Below are 24,945 nucleotides of genomic sequence, written 5' to 3'. Positions count from 1 at the left end.
TCCTTCCTATGGTGTCACCACCGATGCGTCAAAGTCTTTATACATCTCATAGTAAGCATGAGCTGCACTGATTCTTCTCTCGTAGTGAGCGTAGTTCACATTCGGTCTTTCAAAGAGCCAGCAGAATTGACTTGTTGCTTCTTCAATACTTGTAAGATTCTTAAAGCCATTCACTCCACCTGGAAATACCGTTCCTTCTGCTCCATTCATTTCATAATCTAAGAAAGCAATCTGAACACCAATATCTGACCAAGATTTACCTTGAGACTGAGCAAATGCAATAAGCTGTGCTTTTCTGCCAAAACTCCACTGGATTAAGCCAATCCCTTCTCCAGGGTTTGTAACAGAACTTTCAACTGCTGAGGTATTAAAACCAGATTCAGCTTCGATGTTGCCCATAATTCCGGCTGCTGCTTCTGGCGTATAACCATGTGTAACCAGATATCCCCAAACTGTTTCTTGAACATCTCCACCTTGCCAGTTAAAGGAATTAAAGCTAGAGACACTTGGTCTGGTGTAACTGTTAAAGGCTTCTTCTGAATAAAGATAAAAGTATGGATTGACCCTTGTTCCATCGGCTAGGTAAAGCTCAAAGTGCAAATGCGAGCCGGTACTGTTGCCAGTCGTTCCCATCTTTGCAATCTCATCTCCTTTTTTAACCTCTTGACCAATCCTTGCACTAATAGAGCTTGCGTGAGCATATCTTGCCATATTGCCTTCTTTATCTGTCAGCTCCACATAATTCCCATATCCAGAATCTGAATGCTCTGTATAGGTGATGATCCCATCAAATACTGCTAGAAGAGGTGTCCCTTCAACATCCGCAATATCGATGGCAGTATGGAACTTCTTTTCTCCTGTAAATGGATCTGCTCGGTATCCATACATACTGGTAATCTTATTTTTCCATTCTCCTTGAATCGGGGAATGAAGATTCATAAAGTTTCCCTTGGTCTCATTAAGAACTTCATAATGTTCTTGTTGTTCTTCATTTAATCTGCCATCAAGTACATCCTCTAATCTTTTTGAAGTTAATGTTGTGATTAAAATTCTTCTAGTCTTTTCCACCTCAACTTCCTCTGTTGTTGTTTCTCCAGTTTCAGGATCTGTGCTCGTTCTGGTTTCAGTCACCGTATAAGTTTCAACTCTTTCTTCTAGTTTCAGCTGATACATACTCTTAAAAAGCTCATGGATTTCACCCTCAACCTCTGAAAAGCGATACTCTCCATATTTTGCTGTTAAATAAGCGACTAAGACTTGAGGGTCATGCCCAATCGAACCCACTTGATACTGATAACTGTCATAGTCTGGATAATTTGTTGGGATATTTTGTATTTTGATGATTAAATCAGCTTCCAGTTCTTGTAGAAGTTCATCCGATACTGTAATCTCCTTATCGCTTGTCAAATAGGAACTGGAAAGAATCATGCTAGAAATTCCGCCTAATCCTCCCAGTAGCGAGACAGCGTTTAAAATAACCGATAGGAAAAGAAAAAGGCTAACAAGAATCACTCCGATTTTTGTCGCCTTCTTTTTAATCAGCTCTTTTGTACCTTTGATTGCACCTATAAAAGCCTTCTTTATTCTATCTTTGATTCCGACATCGTTCTGCTTGTAGATGCTTGCCTTCATCCGCTTTCTTTTTTGAAATTTCCTATAAGCATTCATTTTCTGATAAGATTCTTCTGCTTTTGAAAGCTTTGTGGCATCTCTAAATTCTAACTTTGATTTTCTTAGTAGAATCTTGTCATCATATTTTCTGATTGCCTTAACTTTTTTATTCTGTCTTTTAATTCGGTAGTCTTTGATTCCATGAACGAGCTTTGAACTTGCTCCAAGGGATTTTTCACTGGCATCCACACCGGCATTATCATCATTTTCTTTTCTTAAATACCTTTTTGTGGTTTCTAAAACGGCACCAGTGGATGCTAAGGCAAGTGAATTTTTCTTTTTCAGATTTCCTTTTGAATCTTGAACTTTAGAAAGGTCTTTTCTTTGCTTATTTTGAATGTTTTTAATTTTTCTATCATCAGGTAAATCTTTCAGCAACTCCTCATTTTTAGTCCTTTTTGTCTCCAATACAGGTTCTTGAGCTTTACTGCTCCTATGAAACTCTTGTTTATAGTTTTTCCTCTTATAGTTTTTCTCTTGAACCAGTTTTCTATCTTTTTCCTCATAGCTGATAGTCGAATCCCTAAAATCATTATCGTAGCGATCGATGACCCCATCATTGTCCATATCTTTTGAGAGCGGATCATATATTTCTAACACATACTCGCTTTTTTGCACGACAGCTGTTTGGGTTTCTAACTGAGCTTCTTTTTCTTTTTGAATCTTTGCTTGCTGGCTTCTTTGTTTAGCCTTTTTCTCTTTTTGATTTTGAGTAGATTCAATAGGATTTGTTTCATTTCTTCGCTCACCTGATTTATTCTTAACTGCTTTCTTTTCAGTATCTGGCGAGTATTCACTTTTATAATCTTGATTGCTATATACAGATACTTCATCGTTTATAGATTCTTTTACTTCATCACTACTTCTATGCCTTTTCCTACGACCACTTGATTCAATTTCCGTAGCTTCTCTTTTAGCAGATCGATTACTTTGTTCCTTTACCTTCTCTTGAAAACGTTCAGATACTTCCACTCGCTTATTGCTGTAATCATCAGAATGCTTCAGCTTACTTCTTTCAAGTTCTTCTCGCTCAAGTAGTGAATTATCATTTGTTTTTCTACTAGCCTTTTCTGAAAAATCTCTCCTTCGTTTGTTTGACATAGAGCACCTACTTTACTTCTTCAGGCTTTGTTGTCATTTTCTCGTAGAGAATCGTATCTTTCGGAAACTTATCGACAAATGGAACAATCGTATTGCCAAAGACTAGTAGTCCTTCACCTGCATTGGAATTAGTAACGTAGTTCAGCTGATACGGAGATATCTTAAGCTTCTTTGCCAAGATTTCTCTATCACCACTTGCTTGATTGAGCATGAGTACAAAGTCTGTATTATCGAATATATTCTCAATTTCTTTACTCATAAGAAGGTCTTTTACGTTTTGGGTAATTCCTGTTGGAATACCACCCCATTTACGAAACCTCTTCCAAATCTCTACCGAGTACTGAGCTGTTTGCTCATCTTTTAAAAGCAAGTGGAACTCATCGATATAGTACCTTGTGGCTTTGCTACCTCTGTTCAGTGAGACCTTATTCCAAACCTGATCTTGAATAACCAACATTCCAATTTTCTTAAGCTGTGTTCCTAGCTCTTTAATATCAAAACATAAGAGCTGCTTGTTCAAATCCACATTACTCTGATGATTAAACACATTGAGTGAACCAGTAACATAGATTTCCATCTCCGTTGCCAGTTTTCTTCCCACCTGTTCTTCTTGGTTCTTCAGCATATCGTAAAGGTCTTGTAGGATTGGCATATTCTCTTGTTTTGGATCATTAAAATATTTTTCATAAATCTTTGGTAAACAACGGTCAACAATTGATTTTTCTTCTGCTGTGAGTCCTGTTCCTCCTACAACTAACTCAAGCATTGAAATTATGAAGTTGGCTTTATCTTTTAATGGAGCATCCCCATCACCATAGTTCATGTTGATATCTAAAGGATTGAGATAGTCTTTACTCTTTGCCGAAACTTTAATGACTTCACCTTTAAACTGCTTCACAAGGTTGCCATATTCGCCTTCTGGGTCACAAATAATGACATCATCATCTGTAACTAAGATGGCATTTGCCATTTCTCTTTTAGCACTAAAGGACTTACCAGAACCAGGTGTTCCTAGAATTAATCCGTTGGGGTTTTTCAGAAGCTTCCTGTCGGCCATAATGAGGTTGTGACTAAGAGCATTCAGTCCATAGTACAAGCTATCTTCTGAGTTAATAAAAAGCTCCTCTGTTGTAAATGGAATAAAGACTGCCGTTGATGAACTTGTTAGCCCTCTATTAATGGCAATCTTATTTGTTCCGAGTGGCAATACTGAAGCCAGTCCTTGTTCTTGCAAATGGTCGAGCCTTTTAATCTTACAGTTATGACGATTGGCAATGGATGAAATCTGGTCTATGGTGTTATCCAACTGCTGGATTGACCTTGCAAAATTCATAATCACAATCGTGACGATAAACATTCTCTCATCACGATTCTGAAGGTCATTCAGGAGTATCTTAATATCCGTGCCAAAGGTATTGATATCACTTGGAATGATATCCATGTCATATCCTCCACGAACCGCCTTTTTTTGTTCCTCCATTTTCATCCGATCAACGTCTGTATTCTTGCGTTTCACCATCTTAATGGCTTCACTTTGGTCAACCGAATGAATATGAAATGAAATCGAAATGTTGTCATCTGTGTTTAGCAGTTCTGCAAGCATTCTGTCTGAAAGTTCACTAGCATGAATCTGAAAGTGACTCATTGCTCCCATATACTTCCCAAACTTAAAATACTGAGTAGGAGAGAAGTTAAACACATCAGGAACGATGTAGCTCTTGGTACTTTCCTTTGCCTTTAAGTCCTTGTAGGAAAACTCAAACACATCATCAGGATTTAGCATATCGTGGAGAAGTTTTAATCTTTCTTCTCCATTGAGACTTTCTGCTCTTACCCCCATACTCTTGAAATTCGAGAGAATATCAATTTCTAAACGCTCTAGCTTTGCTTTCGCTTGGTTTTGGTTTTCTGCTTCAACGGTAAAGGTAATGTACTTGGACTTTTTCAGTCCATTATTGCCTTTATTTAGTTGATCTTTAAGCATCTTTCTAAATTCTTTTCGAACCTCATCATAGTCATCTCCCTTGTTTGGAATTTTGATGGCATTCTCAAGTTCCGAGTTTCTACCTAATTGATTCACATAAGATAGTTGTAGTTCTACCGATGGATCAAAGGAATTAAGGAAATTTGCATACTGATTAAAAATCAAATCCCGATGTTCCTCTAGTGCCAGTTGATAGTTGATATCTTCAAAAGAAATGCACTTATTGAAATGCCCTTCATCAATCTGGCAAATTCCAGTTCTAAACATTTTCAAGTAGGGAATTGTATCTTCTGCTGTAATTCGCTTTTCTTCTTTTTTTAAAAATGAACCAGGCAAATTAAGAGATACAGGCAACTTAGCGTCTTTTCTTAGCTCCCTTTTGTCCTTTTGGAGCTGCTTCTTTTGTTGTTCCAATCTTTGTTCTTGTTGTTTTTGTTTCTTCAAGATTTACCTCCTTTCTTCGCTCATGGGACTGATAGACCTTGTGCTGATAGATAAACTTTGCGCACTTCTCAAAGGGCAATCCATCTTTCTCATAAAAGGTTATGAAAAGGAATGGAAGCATGACACAAATCATGAGTATGACTGCCACGTCACTTGGAAATATGTCTTTACATAAAAAATAGGTTGGAAATCCAACCACTCCAGCTGCACAAAAGCCTATGAGTTGCCTTTTTGTTAGATTGAAGGCAACTTTCGTTTTCACTTTATTTAAGTCTTTTGGAATTTGTACATAAGCCATAATCCACCTCTTAATCTAGTTTCTTTGCAAGACATTCAATATGCTCTAGGTTCGAGATAATCTCTTCATAATTCGCATTGATACGTTCATCAAAATCAATATCTGCTTCTATTTGCAATTCACAGAACTCGCTAATATAGTCATCTGCATTACGAATCCTCTCATCGATCTTTCTTATTTTTCTTCTCATGCAAATGGTAGAAATAATCCCACCAATTACACCTACAGTGCCTATGACAGCACCAATCTTTATCGTTTTTTCTTTGTTTTTTAATTTTCTCATTCGTTTTCCTCCTAAAATTTAATGTGCATTTAATATGCTTTTTGAAAGTGTTCCAGTTTTTAACATCGTTAGTCCTAATAACAGTGCATAGGCTAATACCATGAAGATGCTTGTATGGATATCTGTAATCGAAATCGTCTTTACAAGTACGGCATAAACGCCTAAGCAAATGATTAAAAACAAACCTTGAAGTCCTAGGGCAAATAGTCCCTTGATATAGTTGTTGCCAATCTGTCCCCATTCCTTATTGCCCATCGTAGCAAAAGGAATAGCAGACACTGAGCTGTAGATATAAATTTCAAACATACGGGAGTCTGTCAATAATTATGTGTATGATTCCTTAAAAAAGATATATTGTTTTATTGGTTGGTTGCCTGGAAAGCTTTTAAATATGAGCCTTCCAGGCTTTTTATTACTTAAATTAAATATTTTTCCATTTGGTGAAAATAACTAGAGTGCCAACATTTAATGGTCTTTTTTTTTACAAATACGGGTTAATCCTGTCTTCAAAATATATGCTTAACTGGGCCAGAATCAGGTGCCAGTCTCGCAGTTTTGTACACCATTTCTGGGTGATATCAGCCGTTGCAAGGTACAGGCTCTTGAATAGAGAATCATCGCTTGGGAATATACTCTTGCTTTTGGTCACTTTTCTAAGCTGCCTGTTGTAGCTCTCCATGGAGTTTGTCGTGTAGATTATTTTTCTGATTTCATCAGGATACTTGAAATAAGCCGAAAGCTCATCCCAGTTGTTTCTCCATGATTTTAGGCTTATATAGTATTTTTCACCCCATTTTTCTTCGAGCTTTTCAAGCTCTATTAGGGCTGTTTGCTCGTTTATGGCCGAGTACACTTCCTTGAGCTCTTTTGCGAAGGCTTTTCTGTCCTTGTATGATACATAGCTTAGCGAGTTTCTTATCTGATGGACTATGCATCTTTGTATGTCCGTGTTTGGAAAAACCGCTCTTATCGCATCAGAGAAGCCGTTTAGCCCATCTATTGATGCTATAAGGATGTCTTTTACGCCCCTGTTTTTCAAGTCGTTTAGAACCTGCAGCCAGTACTTGGCTGTCTCGTTTTCCCCTATCCAAAGGCCAAGTACATCCTTTTTGCCCTCGATGTTGACTCCTATTACTGCGTATGCGGCCTTGCAGATAACCTTGCCATCCTGCCTGACTTTATAGTGTATCGCGTCCATAAATATAATCGGATAAATCGGCTCTAGCGGCCGATTTTGCCATTCTTGAGCAAGTGGAAGGATCTTATCTGTTATCTTTGATATTAGTGTGGGAGAAGCATCTATCCCGTATATCTTTTCTAGCTGAGCTGCTATGTCTCTTGTTGTCATGCCCTTTGCATACATTCCTATTACTTGGTCTTCTATTCCTGATACGCTTCTTTGATGATTTTTTACAACCACAGGCTCAAAATCACCGTCCCTATCTCTTGGCACCTCGATTTCAAACTCCCCAAGGTCTGATAGTATCTTCTTGCTTCTTTTGCCGTTTCGGCTATTAGTCGTTTCCTTGTTTTTATAGTCATATTTTGAATATCCAAGGTGCTCATCAAGTTCAGCCTCAAGCATCTCCTGGATTGTTTCTGAAAACATGTCCTTAAGAGCCTCATGGATGTCCTTTGCATCCTTGATTCCGTAATGCTTTATCATTTGTCTTATTTGATCTTTACTTAAAATCCCCATATAAAAAGTGCATACCTCCTTGAATGATAGTTTGATTATATCAATTCCAAGGAAGATACACACTTTATTTTACACACTCACATACGGCCATATACCACGACTGTGATAATCAATGAGATCGCTTGGATTGAAATTTTCACTAGGGAAGTCTCAAGAAGAATCATAATGAGTTCTCCTATCCCTTTATCAGCAAGCAGTGCAACCATCTCCGTGACTTGATCCATTGAAACTACCGCACTGGTATTTATGACTCCCGCCGCTTGATTGACGAGACTCTGAGCAACATCAAAGACTGCCATACTGAAATCAAAAGCATGGGTGACAAGATAGACTGCCACCCACATTTTGATAATGTACTTGAAGAACTCAAAGGTATCAGAGTCATGCATGTTGTTTTTCTGCATCACCAGATTAATGAGCTCAATACAAAGTACAGCTGTGATTATCAGTCCTGCAATCGGGATAATGACATTGTTGTTGATCGTCTTAATGAAATTAAAGACTTCTCCATTCCATCCCATAGGTGTTTGCCCTACATCGCTTGCGACTGACGCCACTTGATTGTTGATATCTAAGAACATCGATTCAAGGTTTGCTTGGATACCTCCGATGAGTAGTTCCTTAAAGAACTCTGTAATTTTATCGAAAATCCCAAACATAAGTTACGCTCCTTAGTTCAATACATCTGCAAGTAGTGGAATAAGTTTCATTGCAATCAGTGTGATACCTCCACCAGCCATTAGCTGTTTAATACCTTGTGACTTTGCACCAGGGTTATCATTCCCGTAACCTTCCATAAGATTGATAACGCCCCATGCTCCAAGACCTGCTCCTAGTGCCATGACTAAGGTTTTTAATACGTTAACGCCTTCTACAAAAAATCCCATTATTCTTCCTCCTTGTTTTCTGTGATTTTGTTATATGATTTGACGATGAAATTTTTATAGGTCTTATCGCCCTTGACCCTCTCTTTGAAGTAACCAAAGACATGAACGAAATCGCCTGGTCTAAGCTCTCTTGCAAGCTCTACCTTCTCGCCATAGGCTGAGCAATTGGTATATTCTTTGTCCTTGCCATAGCTTTTGACCAAAGTGAAGTTCACCACTTCAATGGTTTCTCCGTTTTTCTCAAAACTACTAAAGACTGGTTCTTTAACTAGGTTTGCGTTGATGTTAATCATCTCTAAATTCATTTCCATTTATCTTTTCTCCTGTTTTCTTTGAAATTTAAAAAGCGACTGGAAGATTTCTTTCTCTTTCAATCGCTTAACTGATACATTCTGCTATTAAATTTTTAGTGGGACTTCTTATCCTCTTCATTTAAGCTCCTTTCTCCTGAATCAGCTTATGGTGTTTAACTTTGTATTGGCTGTGACCTTTGCCTTACCGACTCGCTTCATATACTTCTCTACATCAAATAAATTTTTCTTATCGTAATCCTCCAAGAGCTTATAGTTCTTGTGCTTGGTGATATCAAATTTATCTGACAAGAATGGGCGGACCCCTCTTAACTGAAAGATGCATTTTCCACCATCCATCACTGTTATTTCATCTTGGCTCATCAGCTCTTTACCAACTTTCTGATAGTTAAGACCAAAGGACTTTTGATTGCTTCTGGTTTCCGATGTGTTATAAAGGTCAATAGTTTCTTTCCCCAGTGTTTCAGAGAGTTCTTTGAGTGTCGTTTTCTCTTTTCCACCAAGGAACAAAGTGCTATCACAGTTACCAATGATGGTATCTGCATGATCTTTGTAGATGGCTTTGAGCTGAGATTGTGATTGCAAGATGATGCTTGCTGAAATTTCTCTTGAACGAATGGTTGCAATCAGCTTTTCAAATTTTGGGATTAACCCGATATTTGCAAACTCATCTAGTAAGAATCGAACATGCACAGGAAGTCTGCCTCCATACACATCATCTGCTTTATCACACAGTAGATTAAAGAGTTGAGAATACATGATAGAAACTACGAAATTAAAGGTGTCATCCGTATCTGAAATAATGACAAAGAGTGCAGTCTTCTTATCACCGATGGTATCAAGTGCCATTTCATCTTCACTCATCAACTCCCTTAACTCTTCAATATCAAAGGGAGCGAGCCTTGCACCACATGAGATGAGAATACTCTTTGCTGTTTTTCCTGCTGCAAGCTTGTATTTCTTATACTGCTTCACTGCAAAATGGGTAGGGCGTTTCTTTTCTAAGGCTTCAAATAGCCGATCAATTGGGTTCATATAGCTTTCATCATCTTCACGAACTTCAGAAGCATCAATCATATCCAGAAGCGTCTTGAAGTTCTTTTCTTCTCTTGGAGCTTCATAGTAGATGTAGCCAATAAGGGCTGTGTAATACAGTTTTTCCGCTTTAACCCAGAAATCTTCACCTGCTTTTTCTCCCTCGCCTTTGGTATTGGCAATAATCGTTTGAACCAGTTTTAAGATGTCTTTTTCACTTTTCAAATAGGCAAAGGGATTGTATTTCATGCTTTTCTTAAAATTGATGGTATTAAGGATTTTTATCTCATAACCATTTTCTTCAAGCATCTTTCCGCACTCTAAGACAATCGTGCCTTTCGGGTCTGTCACCACATAGGAAGAATGCATCTGCATGAGATTTGGTTTTACAAAGAATCTTGTTTTACCTGAACCTGAACCACCGATTACCAGTACATTCTTATTTCTGGCATATTTGGGATTACTGGGTCTACCATTCATGGTGAGACGCTCCGTGTTGGTAAAGAGCACATTGTTATCGTACTTTTCATCAATATAAGGTTTGATGTCTTTAGCGTTTCCCCATCTAGCAGAGCCATACTCTTTTCCTTCTCGAAACTTCTTCGCTTTCTTACCTTTGGTGTAAACGATGAACTTCATGAGACCAGCAACAGCTATGCCAATTAGTAAATCATTTGGATGAAAACTAGGAATAAACTTCATTGTCTCCAGTTCTACGATTGCAGTCATAATTCGGTCAATGATATCGCCACCTTGGTAGGCTCTTACATGAGCTGAAAAGATATTACCGACATAGAAAAAGGCAAGATATGCAATGTTTACTTTCAGTAGTTTCTTCCAATCCTGCCCGATAAATACAGACTTTATATCTTGAGGTATTTTACTAGTCACAAGTGACATCACCTCCAGTCAGAATCAGAAAATGCTCCCGACCTTTTGGTGTTACCATGGTTTGAATCCCAACTAAATCATTATAGAAGTTGTACCACTCTTTAATCTCGAAATAGCCCTTGTTCTTTTGTGCATAGGGAAGAAGCCTTTCATACTTATCTCGATAGATATATTTGTTTTCCAGTAAAAACGCAATGAATTTATTTTGTGGAATTTTTAGCTCCTTTGCTGTGTTTCTTAGGTTCGTTAAAAGATTTTGACTCACTAGCTGATCATAGTATCTGAATGTCAATGAATATTTGAGCCAGGCGCTAGTGAATTTCTGAGCCACCTGTGCTAATGAAAAAGTATACCATTTTCATATTTGTGCTAATGAATATTTGAGCCACTTATTGTAATAAAGAAGGGAAATTGGGTTTAGCCTTCATTTCCCTTAATTCATCTTTTATTTGCTGTTGCTGTCCTTTCGATAAGAATCGCCATTCATGTTTAATACATAGGAGCGGAATGTTATTCTGTCAACTAGGGCTGCGACCATTATTGGATTATCGAAAAGCTCTGTCCATCTTGAGAATTCAAGATTTGTGGTTATTATGATGCTGCCTTTTTCGGATCGATCAGAGATTACCTTGAAAAGCAGATCTGACTGATGCCTGTTAAAGCTTAGGTATGAGAGTTCATCTAGTATTAGCAGATCAACTTTAGACAGCTGTTTTTCAAGCTTTGCCAGCCTTTTGTACTCGCTGGCCTCGACCAATTCAGTTGCAAGTGATGCGGCGTTATAAAACTTGACGGAATATCCGAGGGTGCAGGCTTTCAAGCCAAGGCTTATTGCAAGATGCGTCTTGCCTGTTCCGGGATTCCCTATCATTACAATGTTTTGATGTTTGTCTATGTAGTCGCACTCAGACAACTCAAAAATAAAAGGTTCTTTTACATGTTTAAGCCGGCTTGTATCAAATTCATCAAGAGTCTTCAAATATGGATACTTTGCAGCTTTGATCCGCCTTTTGCGATTATTTTCCTGACGCTGGTCGTTCTCAACTCTTAGTAGCGCAAGGAGGAAATCCTCATAGCTCATATTGGTGTCCATCTGACGGATCATATTTTCATAATCACAAAAGGTAGGGAGCTTGAGCTGCTTGCAGTAAAGAGAAATAGACTGTGCCTTCACGTTTATTTCACCCATTATCCGTTCACCGCCACTTTGAATTTGGCATCATAAGCCGATAGGTCCACATTATCAACTGAGATATCCGTTGCAACCGATATTACGCCGTTTGATACAGGACCATCCAAGTAACTTCGTACCAGGTCGATTGTGGGACTTACCGTAGCAGGTATTTGGTTTTTAATGCCGATTATCCTGTCAGTGCCATAATCAAGGCACAATCGAAGAAGTTTGACAGTATCCCTGTTTGCATTTGGGAATTTCATTCCCCATTCAAGCAGGTCTCTCTGAATAGCCTGCCTTACAGGTTTGGCGTTGAATACGGAGCGTGGCTTTCGTTCCAGAAGTGGCATGTAGTGCTCCAGAGTATAGCTGGTGTAGCCCCCTGGACCATAGATGCGGTCATAGGATGCCACGACTGCAGACTTGTGATGTATTCTGATTTCGTTGCCATAGGCCTTTATTGTGGCTTCCTGGCCTATCAGTGTTGCCGGAACTGAATAATTGTTTTTATCAAACCTTACTGTGGAGTATTCATTTACTTTTGCAATCGCAGTTTTGCTTGTATCAAAACTGTATTTTGGAAGTGAGTAGAAGTATGATGCTTCTTGAAAGAGCCGCATACCGACAGTTCCCTCACGTCCTTGTATCATATGCTGCTTATACTCGTTGCATTTTTCTGATAGTAAACTATTCAGCTCTGATAAGTTTTTTATCCTTGGAACAGGAACCAGGAAGTTTCTTCTTGAAAATCCTACAAGGTTTTCAACCAGGCCCTTTTCATTTCCGCTTGCAATGTTGCAAAACAACGGTTGAAATGCATAATGGGCGCTAAAGGCCTTGTACCTGTTTTGAATCTTTGCGTATTGGCCAAAGCCTTCTTTTACTGCAACTTTAGCATTATCAAATATTGTTTTATGAGGAATACCGCCAAAGAATTCAAATGCCTTCTGTTGACCTTCCAAGAAGGATTCCTCGTTCTGGTGCTTGAATGCCATTACGAAAATTGCGCAACTGAAGCATAGCCTTGCACAAAAGAGATTGATTTTGTTTTTAATCCCGTCAAGATACACGGTGGCTTCTCCCCAATCAATTTGGAGAGCTTCCCCCGGATCGAATTCCAATGGGATAAATGACTTGGGAATATTCCCTTTAATCCTTTTTACAGCCAATCTTACTGTTGACTCGCCGCCGGCAAACTGTTTTTCAGTTACAAGCCGTTGATATATGCGCCTTGCAGTATGCTGCTGTTTGTTTATATTTTCGGATTTGTCTTCCTCAAGGCAATGAAGAATGAACTTTAATACATCGTCAGTCAGAATGTCTGCCTTACGATTGTATTCTTTGCGTTCCCATGGAACGCTGTCACCGTCACAATATTTTTTGACGGTATTGCGAGATATGCCGAGCGTTTTAGCGATAGCCCTTTGAGACATACCCTGGATTGTACTCATTTCTCTAATCTTTTGGTAAATGTCCACGTCAATGATCACACCTTTCATCCTCCCTGCACTAATCTTTGAGATTAGTATACAGGTTTTTTGAAAAGTGGCTCACTTTTTGGTTAGCACAAAGGCACTAAATGGCTCACTCTTATACTAGCATTCACACATAGTAATCTGCTTTTGGTTTTAACTGCTCGATTACTTGTTCTTTTTCCTGAATTACCCTTTGAGCAACAAGGACTGCACTGGCAAGAATTTCTTCATTTGATTTATTTTCTTGATTTCCAATATAACCACCATGTTTTCGAATGCTTGGTAAAACTTCTTTCGTCACCCAGTGTTTAAAAGCTTTTGCACTCGGAAGCTTTGATAACAAAATCAAGCTATAAAGTCCTGATTCGTTGATAATGGTTACTCCTCTATTTGGTATATTTTCAAAAGTACCGTTTTGGTAGTTTTGAAATATGCACCGATCTTCTTCATCAACATGCCGATTTACATCTCTGCTACCATTTTTGTATCCCAGTAGTTCTGCGACTTCTTTTCCTATAAAGAAAAACTCACTATCAATTTCTATGACAGTGAGCTTTCCAAAATGTTGATTCTGAAATTGTTGTATTTGATTTTCTCTCATAGACTTTGCTCCTTTTGCTTATTTTTCACCTTATCCTTCGTGACAGTATCTTTCATCGCTTGTTTATATTTATCGATTGATTGAATCACAGAATCTTTCTTCGCTTCCTTTTTCTCAACAGTGGCTAAGGTATTACGAAATGCCTTTTCCATAACAGCCGTATCTTTCGCTTGAAAGAATACCGAGTGATTTCCTGTTTCCTTATCTTTCATCACTGAAAACTTCACTCCATTTTTATTGAGTTCTTTTTTCAGTTCCTTTAGGTCACAATCTTTAACCTCTAATTCTTCCAGTTGCCCCTTTTTCACCATATCTTTCATGGTGACTTCCTTTGAGGAACTTTTTAGATAACTATCAAGGCTCTGCTTCTGTTGGTCTAGCTTTTGCATGAGATCCTTTAACAGTTTTTGTATTCCCTTTGCAGTTACTTTTGCTGCTTGCATTTCCATGTGCAAGGTCTTATTACTAGTTTCTTCGTTAATCATGTTTATCACCTCCTACAAGAGCAACTCTCTTGATTCTTGTATTTTCTTTTTATGAATCTGTTCTCTGATATCTGCTCCACTCACTAGAACGGGAATACACATCTCTAGAACTCTGGAATAAATTCTCTTTAGCTCGATGCTTTCTGTGTGATTCTTGATATCTTCAAGACTTAAATTGGTAGTAATTATGGTTGGTAAGCCTTGTAAACTTCGACCATTGATGATGTTGTAGACTTGTTCTAAAGCGTATGGTGTATTTCTCTCAATCCCTAAATCATCAAGGATAAGAAGTGGTGTTCTGACCAGTGAATCAATATATCTGTTTTTGTCTAGGTCGAATCCGCCTGACTGCAAGTCATTGATAATCTGGGAGAAGTTTCGCATCTTACAGGTGATTTCATATTCTTCCATCACTGCATTTGCTATCGCTGCGGCCAGATAGCTTTTACCGCTACCAACTTCACCAAAGAAGAGAAGACCCACATTCTTTTTTCTTACCTCATCGAATTTCTTAATGTAGTTAGAAACAACACCGATTGTTTTTTCATTACTGATAAGACATTTATCTAGCGTGTAGTTTCTTTGTTTAGGATTAGTAAAACAAGTGTCCTTTAATTGATTTACCCGCATTACTCGCTCCCGTTCTTTCCATCTTTTTTCTTCTTCCTTTTCACACTGGCACTGAATTCTGAAACACATCCAAGTGCCCATCATATTGACTACTTCGCCATTAATCTGTTCATGGCATGTGTTGCAATAGACATTGCCGTTTTTCTCATAGGCTGTTTCTGGAGAGTAGTTAAAACTTGCTTCTCCCATTCTAATTTTCTTCATTTCACTCATCACAAGTGTTCTCCTTTGTCATAATCATCGTAGCTAAGTACGGTTGATTTCTTTTTAAATTTCTTTTCATCCTGTAAGTGCCAGGATAAAAGCGTTGCTTTATGGCTCTTATAGGTCTTTCCTGTTGAAGTCATGTAGGCTGATAGCCTGTCTATCAAACCATCTAGGTCTTCAACAATCGTTCTTGAGAGTTCTTCATAGTCTTCTTGAGTTAAAATGACATTTTGAAATAATCCAAAAAGGGAGGTGTCACTCCTCATATCATTCTTTCTTAAATCAGGTTCACTAATATCTATATAGTTAGATTTTGATTTACCGCAGTCAGGACTTCTGTTTTTCAAAGTTACAGAGTTTTGATTTTCACTAGTCTGGACTTCTGTTTTTCCATAGTCTTTATTCTTGAAAATACTCATAAAGTTTTTCACATAAATAATTGTCGGCTTTCCAAGACCTTGCCTTTTCCTCTCAATCAGTCCTATACCTTTATCTACATCAAGTTCAGCTATAATCTTCGTTGCTTTTTGTGATTTGCATCTAAGCTTCTTCATGACCTCTTCCAATGTGAAATAGATATATACTCTTGAGTGCTCATCAATCCAACCGTTCCTAAATGACAAACTTATTCGGTTAAGCATCATGGAATACAAGACGATGGCTTCCAAAGATAAACCAGAAAAATATTCATGTTCTAACAAGATGGTTGGCAACTGAATATATCGAAACTGATCACCATCATTGTTGTGGTAATATTCAAATTCCACGCCTTTCCTCCTTTCTTTTGGGCATAAAAAAAAACGACTAGATTTTTATCTCTAATCGCTTATCCATCCATATTTAATTTTTAGAAATCTATTTTACTTGAGATTAGTGTTGATTATCTTAGAACCAGTTAATTTTTTTGAGTTCATCAATCAAAGTATCAAATTTCTTTGAATCTATTGATATCCTTTTAGGTTCTCTCAATACTGAACATGCTTGATTTTCATCATAAGATAATACAATTTCCCAATTAATCTCTCCATCTTTATAATATTTCCAAGCTAATCCGTTGGTGTATATATAATGAACAATATCTTTTTTTTGACCTTCAATTTGTCCCGTTACTGAAAGTAGCTCATTTGTTGCCTTCACTTCAATAAATCCATAGACTGTTCCAACATCTGTGCGGTATTCAAAGTCTTCCGAAAGAACAGCTATATCTGCTATTCCCCCATCTGTAGTCAATCTATAATCTCTATCTTTCCGAAGGCGATTAATGTCTACAAGTGACAATTTTGTTGAATCAATAACCTCGTTAAGAACATTGTAAACAAGTATTTCAATCCCTGATTCAATAGGGCATTTCATTATCACATCATTTATTTTTTTCTCATAATAATCATATTTCATCCCGATAGCCTCATCTTCATCAAATAGGCAAATAGAATCATCTGAAGTATCTTCTAATAATTCTGTTGCTCTTTTTCTACTTTTAAAAGTAATTCCCTTGGTGATAGTTTCCAGGAAACTTTCTTTTCTCTCAAAAAATCTGGAATACCATTTTTTAAAATGAAATTTACAGCTTCATCTCTTGTGTATCCTTCTGAACGTACAAGAAATGTCTCTAATTTCTGACATGGTATATTTATGGTTCGTTCTGAAACCATCAGTTCTTCGCTTTCTCTTTCACTAAAACCATAGTATTTCTGAACTAAACTAATAATCACATCATCTTCAACATTTACTTCAAACAGTGCTTGAATGAGGATCCCTGCACCATAATTTCGTTCTGCCTGAACAGACTCATCTTCATGTCTTTGTACAACTTCTCTTGTTGCATTTAACATTATATTTCCTGCTCCGTACAAATAGTCACTTATATTTTTTCCCATAATGAGTTCCTCCTTCAATTTCATTTGTCTCACTTCAAATATGATTGCATTAAACTATATATGAACTAAAATGATATGTCCTTATATTCTTAACTTATAGATTACTAGGGGCACTGATGTACTGCTTACAACCCTTATTTCTTAGATAAAAGCTCTAAGCAGCACACCAATTTGTCGTTTTGTGACTTTGTGGAAGCTTCAAAACCCTATTAAATACAGCGTTTTTACCCCTTGTCACTATTATGACATCCTCCCCACAAGCCGGGTCATATACCGACTCACCTTCACATGGGTCAAGAATTAAAGTCATCAACTTTACAATGCTTCGAGGTGTGTAAAATTCCCCCGCCTTTTTATTTGTCTTATCAGCAAAGCGCTTAATTAAGTATTCATAAGCGCGGCCTGCCATATCCGGCTCAACATTCTTTATAGATAAGTTATGTAGAGAAAAATGTTCAACAAGATTTTTTAAACGTTCGTCCGAAAGCTTATCTTTGTTTTTCCACTCAACATCACCAAAGATACCGCTAAGAGTTTTTCTATTAGCAAGTTCTATACGACGAAAAATGCTGGATATAGCGGCACCAATATTAGTGGTTTTAGCCTGTAGATCACTCCATCTACAGCCCTTTGGAATTATAAATCGGTGATTTTCTTCAAATTCCGCATACTCAATATCTCCATTAGATTCTTCCAATGCTTGTTCATACTCTTCTTCATAAACATCAGAAATACGTTTGAAGAATAGCAAGGGGAAGATATATGCCTTATAATCACTTGGATCAACAGGTCCTCTTATTATATTTGCTGCATTCAGCAGCCAACTTTCAAGTTGTGGTAAGCTCATCATTATAAAACCTCTTTCCGAGTCATCTGACACTGTTTTTATTCTATCACGATTTGTGGTAATTTGCAACTATAAGTAGTAATTTTCTGGTGCATAGTTAAAACCCTTATACAAGCTGTATTGACGTCACAAAAATTAATCAATTTTACTAGTTTTCTCAAGAATATCTTCTTTATCTTTGATTTCATGTTGGATTAAATGAAATTAATACAATTTTCTGCATATCCAACAGCAGCATTGCTGTATGTGTCTTGTTTGTATTTCATCCTATTCAATCCTTTCGATTGTTTCGTTAAGCTTCTTGTCGAGTTGCTGCAATTTTGCAAGCAACATCGTATTGTTTTTACGCAGGGCATCGATATCTTCTTCAATAACGACTTGTTCAATGCTCTTCTGTAAATATGCACCAACACTAAGATTATAATTGTTTTCAGCCAGTTCCTTCTGCGTGATGATTGTCGATAATCCTTCTATGACTTCACGCGATTTCACCATCCGCTGAATTTCTCTAACTCCATAATCAGTAATCCGAACACTGGCTCGACCATTGCTCTCAATAAAATCCTTAGCCGCTTCCCGGCTTGCATCGAGCATATAAATATCTTTTTCTTTTCGATCCTTCTTAAAGACAATAAGTGCTGTTTTTATACTTGTTGCGGCTACGATACCAGCAGGTAATTCAATTATTGCGTCGATATAGTTATCTCTTATCATGTTGGCTCTAACCTTTTCTTCCATACCACCCCGGAACAATGCGCCCATTGGCACTTGTATGACTCCGATGCCGTCCTTCCTTAATGAAGCGATCAAATGGCGCGAAAAAGTCAGATCACCTGTTAGCTTAAATTCAAGTCCATATTCGTAAGCATCAGCCTGTTGGCCGCTCTCAAAATTTGCATCTTTTACGGAACGTTTAAGCCCAAACGGCGGAGAAGATATGACGCAATCAAAAGTCCTCTCATTATTCAGAACGGTAGTCAACGGATTTATTATCGTATCTCCGCATAACACAGTGGAATTTAGACAACCAGCCATTGTTAACATCATTATCGTTACCGCGGCACAGGTTCTATCGATGTCTTGTGCAAGTACATGCACATCTTTCCCTTTTGCGCACTCCGCAGCCAGAATCCCATAGCCAACGGCAAAGTCATAAACAGAACCATTAACAGGACTACCAATTGCGGCCATGAGTTTAGCGAGATTTTGCTCTGTGACACACTCTCCGGAAAACCTGATTTCTTTTTTACTGTAACTGAAAAATAGTTTGCTAAGGCTTCGTAAACCACGTGCTCATCATTCAAATCAGACATATCTACCGAATTAAGCACTTCCCAAATTTGTGTGTCCTGCCGGTCAAAACTATCTAGATCTATGCTACTTGCATAACTTTCAAGTATGCCGTATCCATGTCCCAGCTGCTTTTCAATGTTAGCTATATGCGCTACTAAATCATTTCTTCTTAGCCGTTCGCCAAATAAAACACTCAGAAAATCAAAGTTAAACTTCTCATCAAACTCAAGGCTCAGTTTTTGTTTATTATCAGACACATATTTCAAAAAACTAAAGAATACGAGAGCCGCAGAGGGATTGTCATTAGCAGCATTTCTTAAGCTCCACTTGCTAAGCTCACGGTAAACGTAATTAAGAGCCTGTAAAATTTCGTTACTTTTATTAGTCATTCGCGAGCGCCTCCTTTACAGTATTCATCAATACATTCTCTATTATTTTCTGTTCATTTAATAAGAGATCTTTTAACACCGACTGCTTATGACAACTTAGAGAATATGCTTCACCCAGTGTTTGCTGTTTTGTAATCGAAATATCAGGTACCTCAAAGTCTTTCACATCACTGATTTTAATCATGGGCATTGTGGAACCGGCTACCTTTGCTTTAAGCAACTCTCGTGCATACGATGTATTGAGATAGGCAACTAAGAATTCAGGATTAATTTTAGCTTCTTTCCCTATACGAATAATGCAGCAAAAGGAGGGAACAACCAATCCTTCATCATCTTCTTCGATATATGCCGCATCATATGGAGTAGATAGTTTTAGAACTACATCACCCTTCTTTGTTATTCGTTCGGCATCAACAGACTTTTTTAGTTTCACAATTCCTAAATCAGAATGATTTACTCGGCCATTTGAAATCGCTTTTGGTATAAGCACCTTTCTTTCTTCTAACACATTATCTCCAACCTCGTCTTTAGCTTCCACTCTCGAAATTATCTGGCCAGAATAGACATTGATTTTTGAAGCATTACCAATTTTCATATTCTTCCTCCTTGCGTACACTTAACTTATATCACTTTTTCTATTGAAATATTTTTTACGTTCGCCTTATGTGCATAGAATACACCCTCAAACAATGATTGTCAATACTATTTCGGAAAATAGTTGAAATATTTTTTATGTACACTTATATTCGCTATTATTTTATTCCTTTTTTACATCTATCCCGCTCACTTAAACGCTAAAATGACCTATTTTCAATAAAATCAGTGCCACAACCTATACCCTATAAAACTGCACACGCATAACTTAATTCCGATATGTTCCCGCTAATATAAAAACACCAGGCTTCCAAGCTAACCTTCACCCTGTCGCTGACCGACGAAAAGGATGATATGCTTGGAAGCCCTTGTTTTTCAGGCTTTTCAGCCTCCTATTTATTCACTTTTGACATCAAACATACCGTCTCCACGTGCATTGTATGAGGGAACATGTCGACAGGCTGTACTTCCTTGACTTTAAAACCTTTCTCGCACAAATACTTAATATCTCTTGCAAGCGTAGAAGGATTGCAGGAAACATATACTACCCTCTTTGGATGCATTTCAACTATTGTGCCAAGCACCTTCTCGTCGCAGCCCTTTCTTGGCGGGTCTACTACTACAACATCAGCAGTATATCCCTGCTCGTAGAGTCTTGGAACCACATCCTCTGCTTTCCCTGTGAAGAATTCAGTGTTTTGAATGCCGTTGCGCACCGCGTTTTCCCTGGCGGCATCAATTGCCTCCTGTATCACTTCTATTCCGTATACCTTCCTGGCCTTCTGTGCAAGAAATAGCGATATCGTGCCTGTGCCGCAGTATATGTCGAACACCGTCTCGTCCCCGGTCAGAGCCGCATACTCAAGAGCCTTTTCATATAGCACTCTTGTCTGGAGCGGATTTACCTGAAAGAAAGAAAGCGGCGATATTTCAAAGCTCAGACTTCCTATGAAATCTGTTATCTTGCCTTCGCCATATACTATGTTATTGTGCTTTCCAAGTATGACGTTTGTCTTGTCCATGTTTACATTCTGAACAAGCGTTTTGAATCCCGGTATGTTGGATTTAAGTGCATGCGCCAGCAGATTGGCGTTTTTTAGCTTCTTTGAATTTGTAACTATTACCACCATTATCTCGCCCGTTGTAAATCCTATCTTTGTCACTATGTGCCTTATCGTACCTTTGTGGATTGTCTCGTCATACGCACTTATATTATTTTCCTTCATGTAGTATTTTACTAGCTCTATTATCTGCTCGTTTACCTTCCTGTGTATGCAGCAGCTCTTGGCGTCCACAATGTCGTGAGTTCCCTTCTTGTAGAAACCAACTACTATTTCTCCGTCTTTTTTACCTACGGGGAATTGCGCCTTATTCCTGTATTCATAGGGATACTCCATTCCCAGGACGTCATGCACAGACACACTCTCATCAAGACTGCCAATTCGCCTCAAGGTCTGAGTTACGCTATTTTTCTTAAGCTCGAGCTGCTTTTTATAAGAGAGGTTCATTACCTGGCAGCCTCCGCACTCGTCGTACGGGCACAGAGACTCCACCCTGCCCTCAGAAGGCGAAATCAACTCTATGAGCTCGCCCGTTGCATAGTTTTTCTTTAGCTTTGTGAGCTTGACCTTTGCCTTGTCACCCACTAGCGTGCCATCCACAAAAACAGTAAGCCCTTCTATTTTTCCTATACCTTCACCCTTTTCTGTAAGGTCTATTATTTCAACTTCATATATTCCTGATTCTCTAAGCATTAGCTCGCTCCTTAAAATTTCTTTACATAACTTCAGCATCCGAATATCCCACGGCTAAAGTCAAGAATATGTCACATTTTCATATCAATTTTATCATAAATAAAGCCTTTGCTACACCGCAAAGGCCAATTCAAAATAATTACTCTTATATCTATTCCTATCTTATTATATGAAAAGATCCTTGCTTTTGTAGCCGAAGTACGCTTGCATGCATGCGCATATCATAAGCAGCGCTCCAAGTATCGGCGGTCCAGCAACCAGAAGCTGCGCAACGAACTCTCCTTGTCCAGAATTTTGCATAGCCGCAGCAACTTCCTTTTCAAAATTCATCATGGCATACATTCCGTATCTGACCCAAAGAGCAGCAGTCATTATACCCACCGGCACTACAGCCAGACTGAAATGAAATCCCGGCTTTGTCCGCTGCTTAACACCTCTTAAACCAAGGAATATAGGCACGAACATAAGTCCTGGCAATATGAATCCAAAATACATAGGCGAAAGGGCTATGAAAAGAATAGCCGTTACAAAGAAGAATCTTATGTACTTTATTACGTATGGAGTTTCCCCAAGAAAGTCTCCCTTGGCGGCCTTCAAATATCTTATGTAGTAACTTGCCTTTGATTCGAGTTCCTTTTTGTCATTGGCTGTCACCTTGCTCCTATACAGCGCCTTAAGCTCCTTGCCTTTTTTTACAAGCGATGTATAGACATCAGTCAGGTTTTCGTGTATTTCAGGTATATCCTTAAAACCTTTCTTCAGCTGCTCGATTTCTGATATGAGCTTGTCCCTTTTCTTTTTGTCGATGACAGTGTTGGACGATAGTATTGAATGCAGCTCATCCAGAACGGCTTGTATTTCAGTTGTCGTCATTAATGTCACTCCTTGTAAGTGTGTGTTTTGAAGTTGTGCTGTATCAATTATACTATATATTATACAAAAACCTCACCTTAAAAGGTGAGGTTTTTTCTTTTTTTGTTTACTTTTGTCCTTTTTTCGCAGCCTCTGCGCTAGTAAGCCTTCTGAGGCTGACAAATATTGTTATAAATACGATGGACCATACTGTTACAAGAAAACCAATTGCTGCTCCTGTCATGTCAATCCCTCCTCATTAGTCTACATATACAGATACTTTGCCTGACTCTAGCTCCTTGCCGTACTTAGTCTTGATTGACTTGTAAGACTGAAGGAAGCCTACCAGAAGCACAAGGAAAATAACAACCCTTGCAGCCTGAACCCAAGGTACAAGTACAGGAGTCTGCTCTACAAAGCTTGGCACTATCCTGAAGTAACCAGCATCAATATATGTCTTAGTAGAGAAGAATAGAACTATAGTAAGAGTAACAGGAGTAATTCCTCTTATGAAAAGATTGAAGAACCAGCTTGGCACTCTCCAAAGCGCTCCCTTGTTTATCTCTGTAAGCGCCTTCTCCTTCATGAAGAATGCAACTACACATACCTCTATTAGTCCTAGAACCAACAGCAGATATGAACCTACCCAGTTGTCAACCTCAGTAAAGTATGCAAGGTCTGCAGTCTTAGTGAGTATTGACTCGAGACCAACTGGAAGCCCTACTACTATATAAGCAAGGAATATATATATTGCGCCTTTCTTTCTTTCAATTCCAAGGTCCTCTTCAAGAAGCGCAACAAGGTAGTTGTACATAGCTATTGCTGATGTGAATCCAGCAAAGAACAGAAGGAAGAACCAAAGGGCTCCGAATATCTGTCCACCGGCCATTACCCTGAATACGTTTGGAAAAGCTATGAACGAAAGACCAACGCCTGCCGATATTCCATCAGGTCCAAGGAAAGCGTAAGCTATAGGTATAACTATAGAACCGCCAAGAACTATCTCTGCAAATTCGTTAAGAGATATCATTGCTACTGAAGATACAACTACGTCATCTTCAGGCTTAAGGTATGATGCGTAGTTACATACTATACCCATACCAAGCGACATCGTAAAGAATATCTGTCCTGCAGCAGCTAGGGCAGATCCCCAGTTAAGTGTTGAAAAATCAGGGTTCCAAACGAAGTTAAGACCTTTAAGTGCCGACCAGTCTGGATTTGCAGGCGCCCCAAGAGTAAGAGCCCTTACCGCAAGTATTATACCGAATACGTAAAGTACAGGCATCATGAGCTTTGCCCATGCCTCTATACCTTCCTGAACTCCTCTCATAACCGCCCATGCAAGTCCCGCAAGAGCTATTACCCAGAAAGTGAATACCTGAGCCGGGTTTTGTATGTAGCTAACGAATATGTCGCCAGTACCCTTGGCAGTATCCATGTATCCGCCCGTAACTGACATTACAGCGTATCCTAGTGTCCAGCCTATCAGGTGGTTGTAATACGAGTTAACCAGCAGTGTTACGGCAAATGCAAAAGCACCTGCAATCGAAGCTATTATAGCCGCCGATTTTGGGTTAAGACCCTCTCTAGCCTGTAGGTATACCATAGGTCCAAGAGTACCGTGACCATACTTACCACCGTAACGTCCAAGTTGCCATTCGCAAAGCATTAGAGGTAAACCTAAAAGAATAAGTGCTCCAAAATAAGGAATCATGAATGCGCCGCCGCCATTTTTAGCAGCCTGATAAGGGAATCTCCAGAAGTTACCTAGACCTACTGCGTTACCTGCCATGGCAAGAATAAGTCCAATCTTCGACCCCCACTCTTCTCTTTGTTGCTGTTCTGCCATAATGTGTCCCTCCTTTTTGTGATTGAGTTTTGCTGAATCAATTGTTTTTTTAAAATTCATACTTTGCTATATTGATTATACTATCGATATACCAAAATATCAATTTTTTTTTATACAATTCAGAACTTTTTGAACTTTGTGAAAAAACTCTCATTGTCTAGTTTTCAGAAAATTCAAAACATTCATTCTCGCGATAATTGCGATTCAAAAAACAATATTCCGCGAGACATGCTTTTGTTCATTCCACCTCCTCGAATAGTTTTTTACCCATCTTTTATCCGTTAAAAACTTTTTTCGCAACTTTTTAAATTTTA

23 protein-coding genes and 2 pseudogenes are annotated in these 24,945 nt (G+C 38.4%); all 25 read right to left on the bottom strand.

Annotated elements, in window-relative coordinates; genetic code table 11:
• Nucleotides 1–6: 6 nt before the first annotated feature.
• The 25 genes and pseudogenes from EAL2_RS02360 to EAL2_RS02235 all read right to left on the bottom strand — a co-directional run bounded on the left by EAL2_RS02360 (nt 7) and on the right by EAL2_RS02235 (nt 24,631).
• On the bottom strand, nt 7–2,772 hold the full coding sequence (locus tag EAL2_RS02360) for a phage tail tip lysozyme (RefSeq protein ID WP_025434819.1): 2,766 nt from the start codon (nt 2,770–2,772) through the stop codon (nt 7–9).
• A 7-nt stretch (nt 2,773–2,779) separates the two neighbouring features.
• Entirely contained in the window at nt 2,780–5,203 is a 2,424-nt protein-coding gene (locus tag EAL2_RS02355; protein WP_025434818.1) for a VirB4-like conjugal transfer ATPase, CD1110 family, read from the bottom strand.
• Nucleotides 5,112–5,498, bottom strand: coding sequence for a PrgI family protein (locus EAL2_RS02350; RefSeq protein ID WP_025434817.1), 387 nt, complete (start codon nt 5,496–5,498; stop codon nt 5,112–5,114). The genes EAL2_RS02355 and EAL2_RS02350 overlap by 92 nt, the downstream gene beginning before the upstream one ends.
• A gap of 10 nt (nt 5,499–5,508) precedes the next feature.
• The gene (locus tag EAL2_RS02345) at nt 5,509–5,781 is read right to left on the bottom strand and encodes a hypothetical protein (RefSeq protein ID WP_025434816.1); all 273 of its coding nucleotides are present in this window, start codon (nt 5,779–5,781) and stop codon (nt 5,509–5,511) included.
• Between the two features lie 18 nt (nt 5,782–5,799).
• Nucleotides 5,800–6,105: pseudogene (locus EAL2_RS02340) on the bottom strand (VirB6/TrbL-like conjugal transfer protein, CD1112 family); the annotation flags it as partial.
• A gap of 157 nt (nt 6,106–6,262) precedes the next feature.
• Nucleotides 6,263–7,480 (bottom strand): IS256 family transposase, encoded by a 1,218-nt coding sequence (locus EAL2_RS02335; RefSeq protein WP_025434602.1) that lies wholly within the window; start codon nt 7,478–7,480, stop codon nt 6,263–6,265.
• 80 nt (nt 7,481–7,560) lie between these two features.
• Nucleotides 7,561–8,139: pseudogene (locus EAL2_RS02330) on the bottom strand (VirB6/TrbL-like conjugal transfer protein, CD1112 family); the annotation flags it as partial.
• 12 nt (nt 8,140–8,151) lie between these two features.
• The gene (locus EAL2_RS02325; RefSeq protein WP_025434813.1) at nt 8,152–8,367 is read right to left on the bottom strand and encodes a Maff2 family mobile element protein; all 216 of its coding nucleotides are present in this window, start codon (nt 8,365–8,367) and stop codon (nt 8,152–8,154) included.
• Complete coding sequence (locus EAL2_RS02320) at nt 8,367–8,672, bottom strand: single-stranded DNA-binding protein (protein WP_025434812.1); 306 nt, start codon at nt 8,670–8,672, stop codon at nt 8,367–8,369. The genes EAL2_RS02325 and EAL2_RS02320 overlap by 1 nt, the downstream gene beginning before the upstream one ends.
• 147 nt (nt 8,673–8,819) lie before the next feature.
• Complete coding sequence (locus EAL2_RS02315; protein ID WP_025434811.1) at nt 8,820–10,604, bottom strand: VirD4-like conjugal transfer protein, CD1115 family; 1,785 nt, start codon at nt 10,602–10,604, stop codon at nt 8,820–8,822.
• Nucleotides 10,597–10,935: a phage antirepressor KilAC domain-containing protein gene (locus EAL2_RS02310; protein WP_084480893.1), complete on the bottom strand. Its 339-nt coding sequence runs from the start codon at nt 10,933–10,935 to the stop codon at nt 10,597–10,599. The genes EAL2_RS02315 and EAL2_RS02310 overlap by 8 nt, the downstream gene beginning before the upstream one ends.
• Nucleotides 10,936–11,049: 114 nt before the next feature.
• Nucleotides 11,050–11,793 (bottom strand): IS21-like element helper ATPase IstB, encoded by a 744-nt coding sequence (gene istB / locus EAL2_RS02305; protein WP_038601615.1) that lies wholly within the window; start codon nt 11,791–11,793, stop codon nt 11,050–11,052.
• Entirely contained in the window at nt 11,793–13,277 is a 1,485-nt protein-coding gene (gene istA / locus EAL2_RS02300) for an IS21 family transposase (RefSeq protein ID WP_201770168.1), read from the bottom strand. The genes istB and istA overlap by 1 nt, the downstream gene beginning before the upstream one ends.
• A 103-nt stretch (nt 13,278–13,380) precedes the next feature.
• Entirely contained in the window at nt 13,381–13,854 is a 474-nt protein-coding gene (locus EAL2_RS02295) for a BRO-N domain-containing protein (protein ID WP_025434808.1), read from the bottom strand.
• Nucleotides 13,851–14,339: a PcfB family protein gene (locus tag EAL2_RS02290; protein ID WP_025436428.1), complete on the bottom strand. Its 489-nt coding sequence runs from the start codon at nt 14,337–14,339 to the stop codon at nt 13,851–13,853. Before EAL2_RS02290 ends, EAL2_RS02295 begins: the two co-directional genes overlap by 4 nt.
• Before the next feature lie 12 nt (nt 14,340–14,351).
• Entirely contained in the window at nt 14,352–15,182 is an 831-nt protein-coding gene (locus tag EAL2_RS02285; RefSeq protein WP_201770171.1) for an ATP-binding protein, read from the bottom strand.
• Nucleotides 15,182–15,943 carry a replication initiator protein A gene (locus EAL2_RS02280; RefSeq protein WP_025434807.1) on the bottom strand — a complete coding sequence of 254 codons (762 nt, stop codon included), beginning with the start codon at nt 15,941–15,943 and terminating at the stop codon, nt 15,182–15,184. Before EAL2_RS02280 ends, EAL2_RS02285 begins: the two co-directional genes overlap by 1 nt.
• A gap of 118 nt (nt 15,944–16,061) precedes the next feature.
• Nucleotides 16,062–16,571, bottom strand: a complete 510-nt coding sequence (locus EAL2_RS02275; RefSeq protein ID WP_025434806.1) for a hypothetical protein — start codon at nt 16,569–16,571, stop codon at nt 16,062–16,064.
• A gap of 53 nt (nt 16,572–16,624) precedes the next feature.
• Nucleotides 16,625–17,053: a hypothetical protein gene (locus tag EAL2_RS02270; RefSeq protein ID WP_025434805.1), complete on the bottom strand. Its 429-nt coding sequence runs from the start codon at nt 17,051–17,053 to the stop codon at nt 16,625–16,627.
• 154 nt (nt 17,054–17,207) lie between these two features.
• Entirely contained in the window at nt 17,208–17,903 is a 696-nt protein-coding gene (locus EAL2_RS02265) for a type I restriction-modification system subunit M (RefSeq protein ID WP_051489062.1), read from the bottom strand.
• Nucleotides 17,904–18,167: 264 nt separating this feature from the next.
• Nucleotides 18,168–19,139 carry an N-6 DNA methylase gene (locus EAL2_RS02260; protein ID WP_084480890.1) on the bottom strand — a complete coding sequence of 324 codons (972 nt, stop codon included), beginning with the start codon at nt 19,137–19,139 and terminating at the stop codon, nt 18,168–18,170.
• 435 nt (nt 19,140–19,574) lie between these two features.
• Complete coding sequence (locus EAL2_RS02250; protein ID WP_025434802.1) at nt 19,575–20,177, bottom strand: restriction endonuclease subunit S domain-containing protein; 603 nt, start codon at nt 20,175–20,177, stop codon at nt 19,575–19,577.
• Between the two features lie 391 nt (nt 20,178–20,568).
• On the bottom strand, nt 20,569–21,930 hold the full coding sequence (rlmD, locus tag EAL2_RS02245; protein WP_025434801.1) for a 23S rRNA (uracil(1939)-C(5))-methyltransferase RlmD: 1,362 nt from the start codon (nt 21,928–21,930) through the stop codon (nt 20,569–20,571).
• 165 nt (nt 21,931–22,095) lie between these two features.
• The gene (locus EAL2_RS02240) at nt 22,096–22,803 is read right to left on the bottom strand and encodes a membrane protein (RefSeq protein WP_025434800.1); all 708 of its coding nucleotides are present in this window, start codon (nt 22,801–22,803) and stop codon (nt 22,096–22,098) included.
• A gap of 238 nt (nt 22,804–23,041) precedes the next feature.
• Complete coding sequence (locus tag EAL2_RS02235; protein ID WP_025434799.1) at nt 23,042–24,631, bottom strand: sodium-dependent transporter; 1,590 nt, start codon at nt 24,629–24,631, stop codon at nt 23,042–23,044.
• Nucleotides 24,632–24,945 lie beyond the last annotated feature (314 nt).

Source organism: Peptoclostridium acidaminophilum DSM 3953 (assembly GCF_000597865.1).
Lineage (GTDB): Bacteria > Bacillota > Clostridia > Peptostreptococcales > Peptostreptococcaceae > Peptoclostridium_A > Peptoclostridium_A acidaminophilum.
This window is presented reverse-complemented; position numbering and strand designations above follow the sequence as displayed.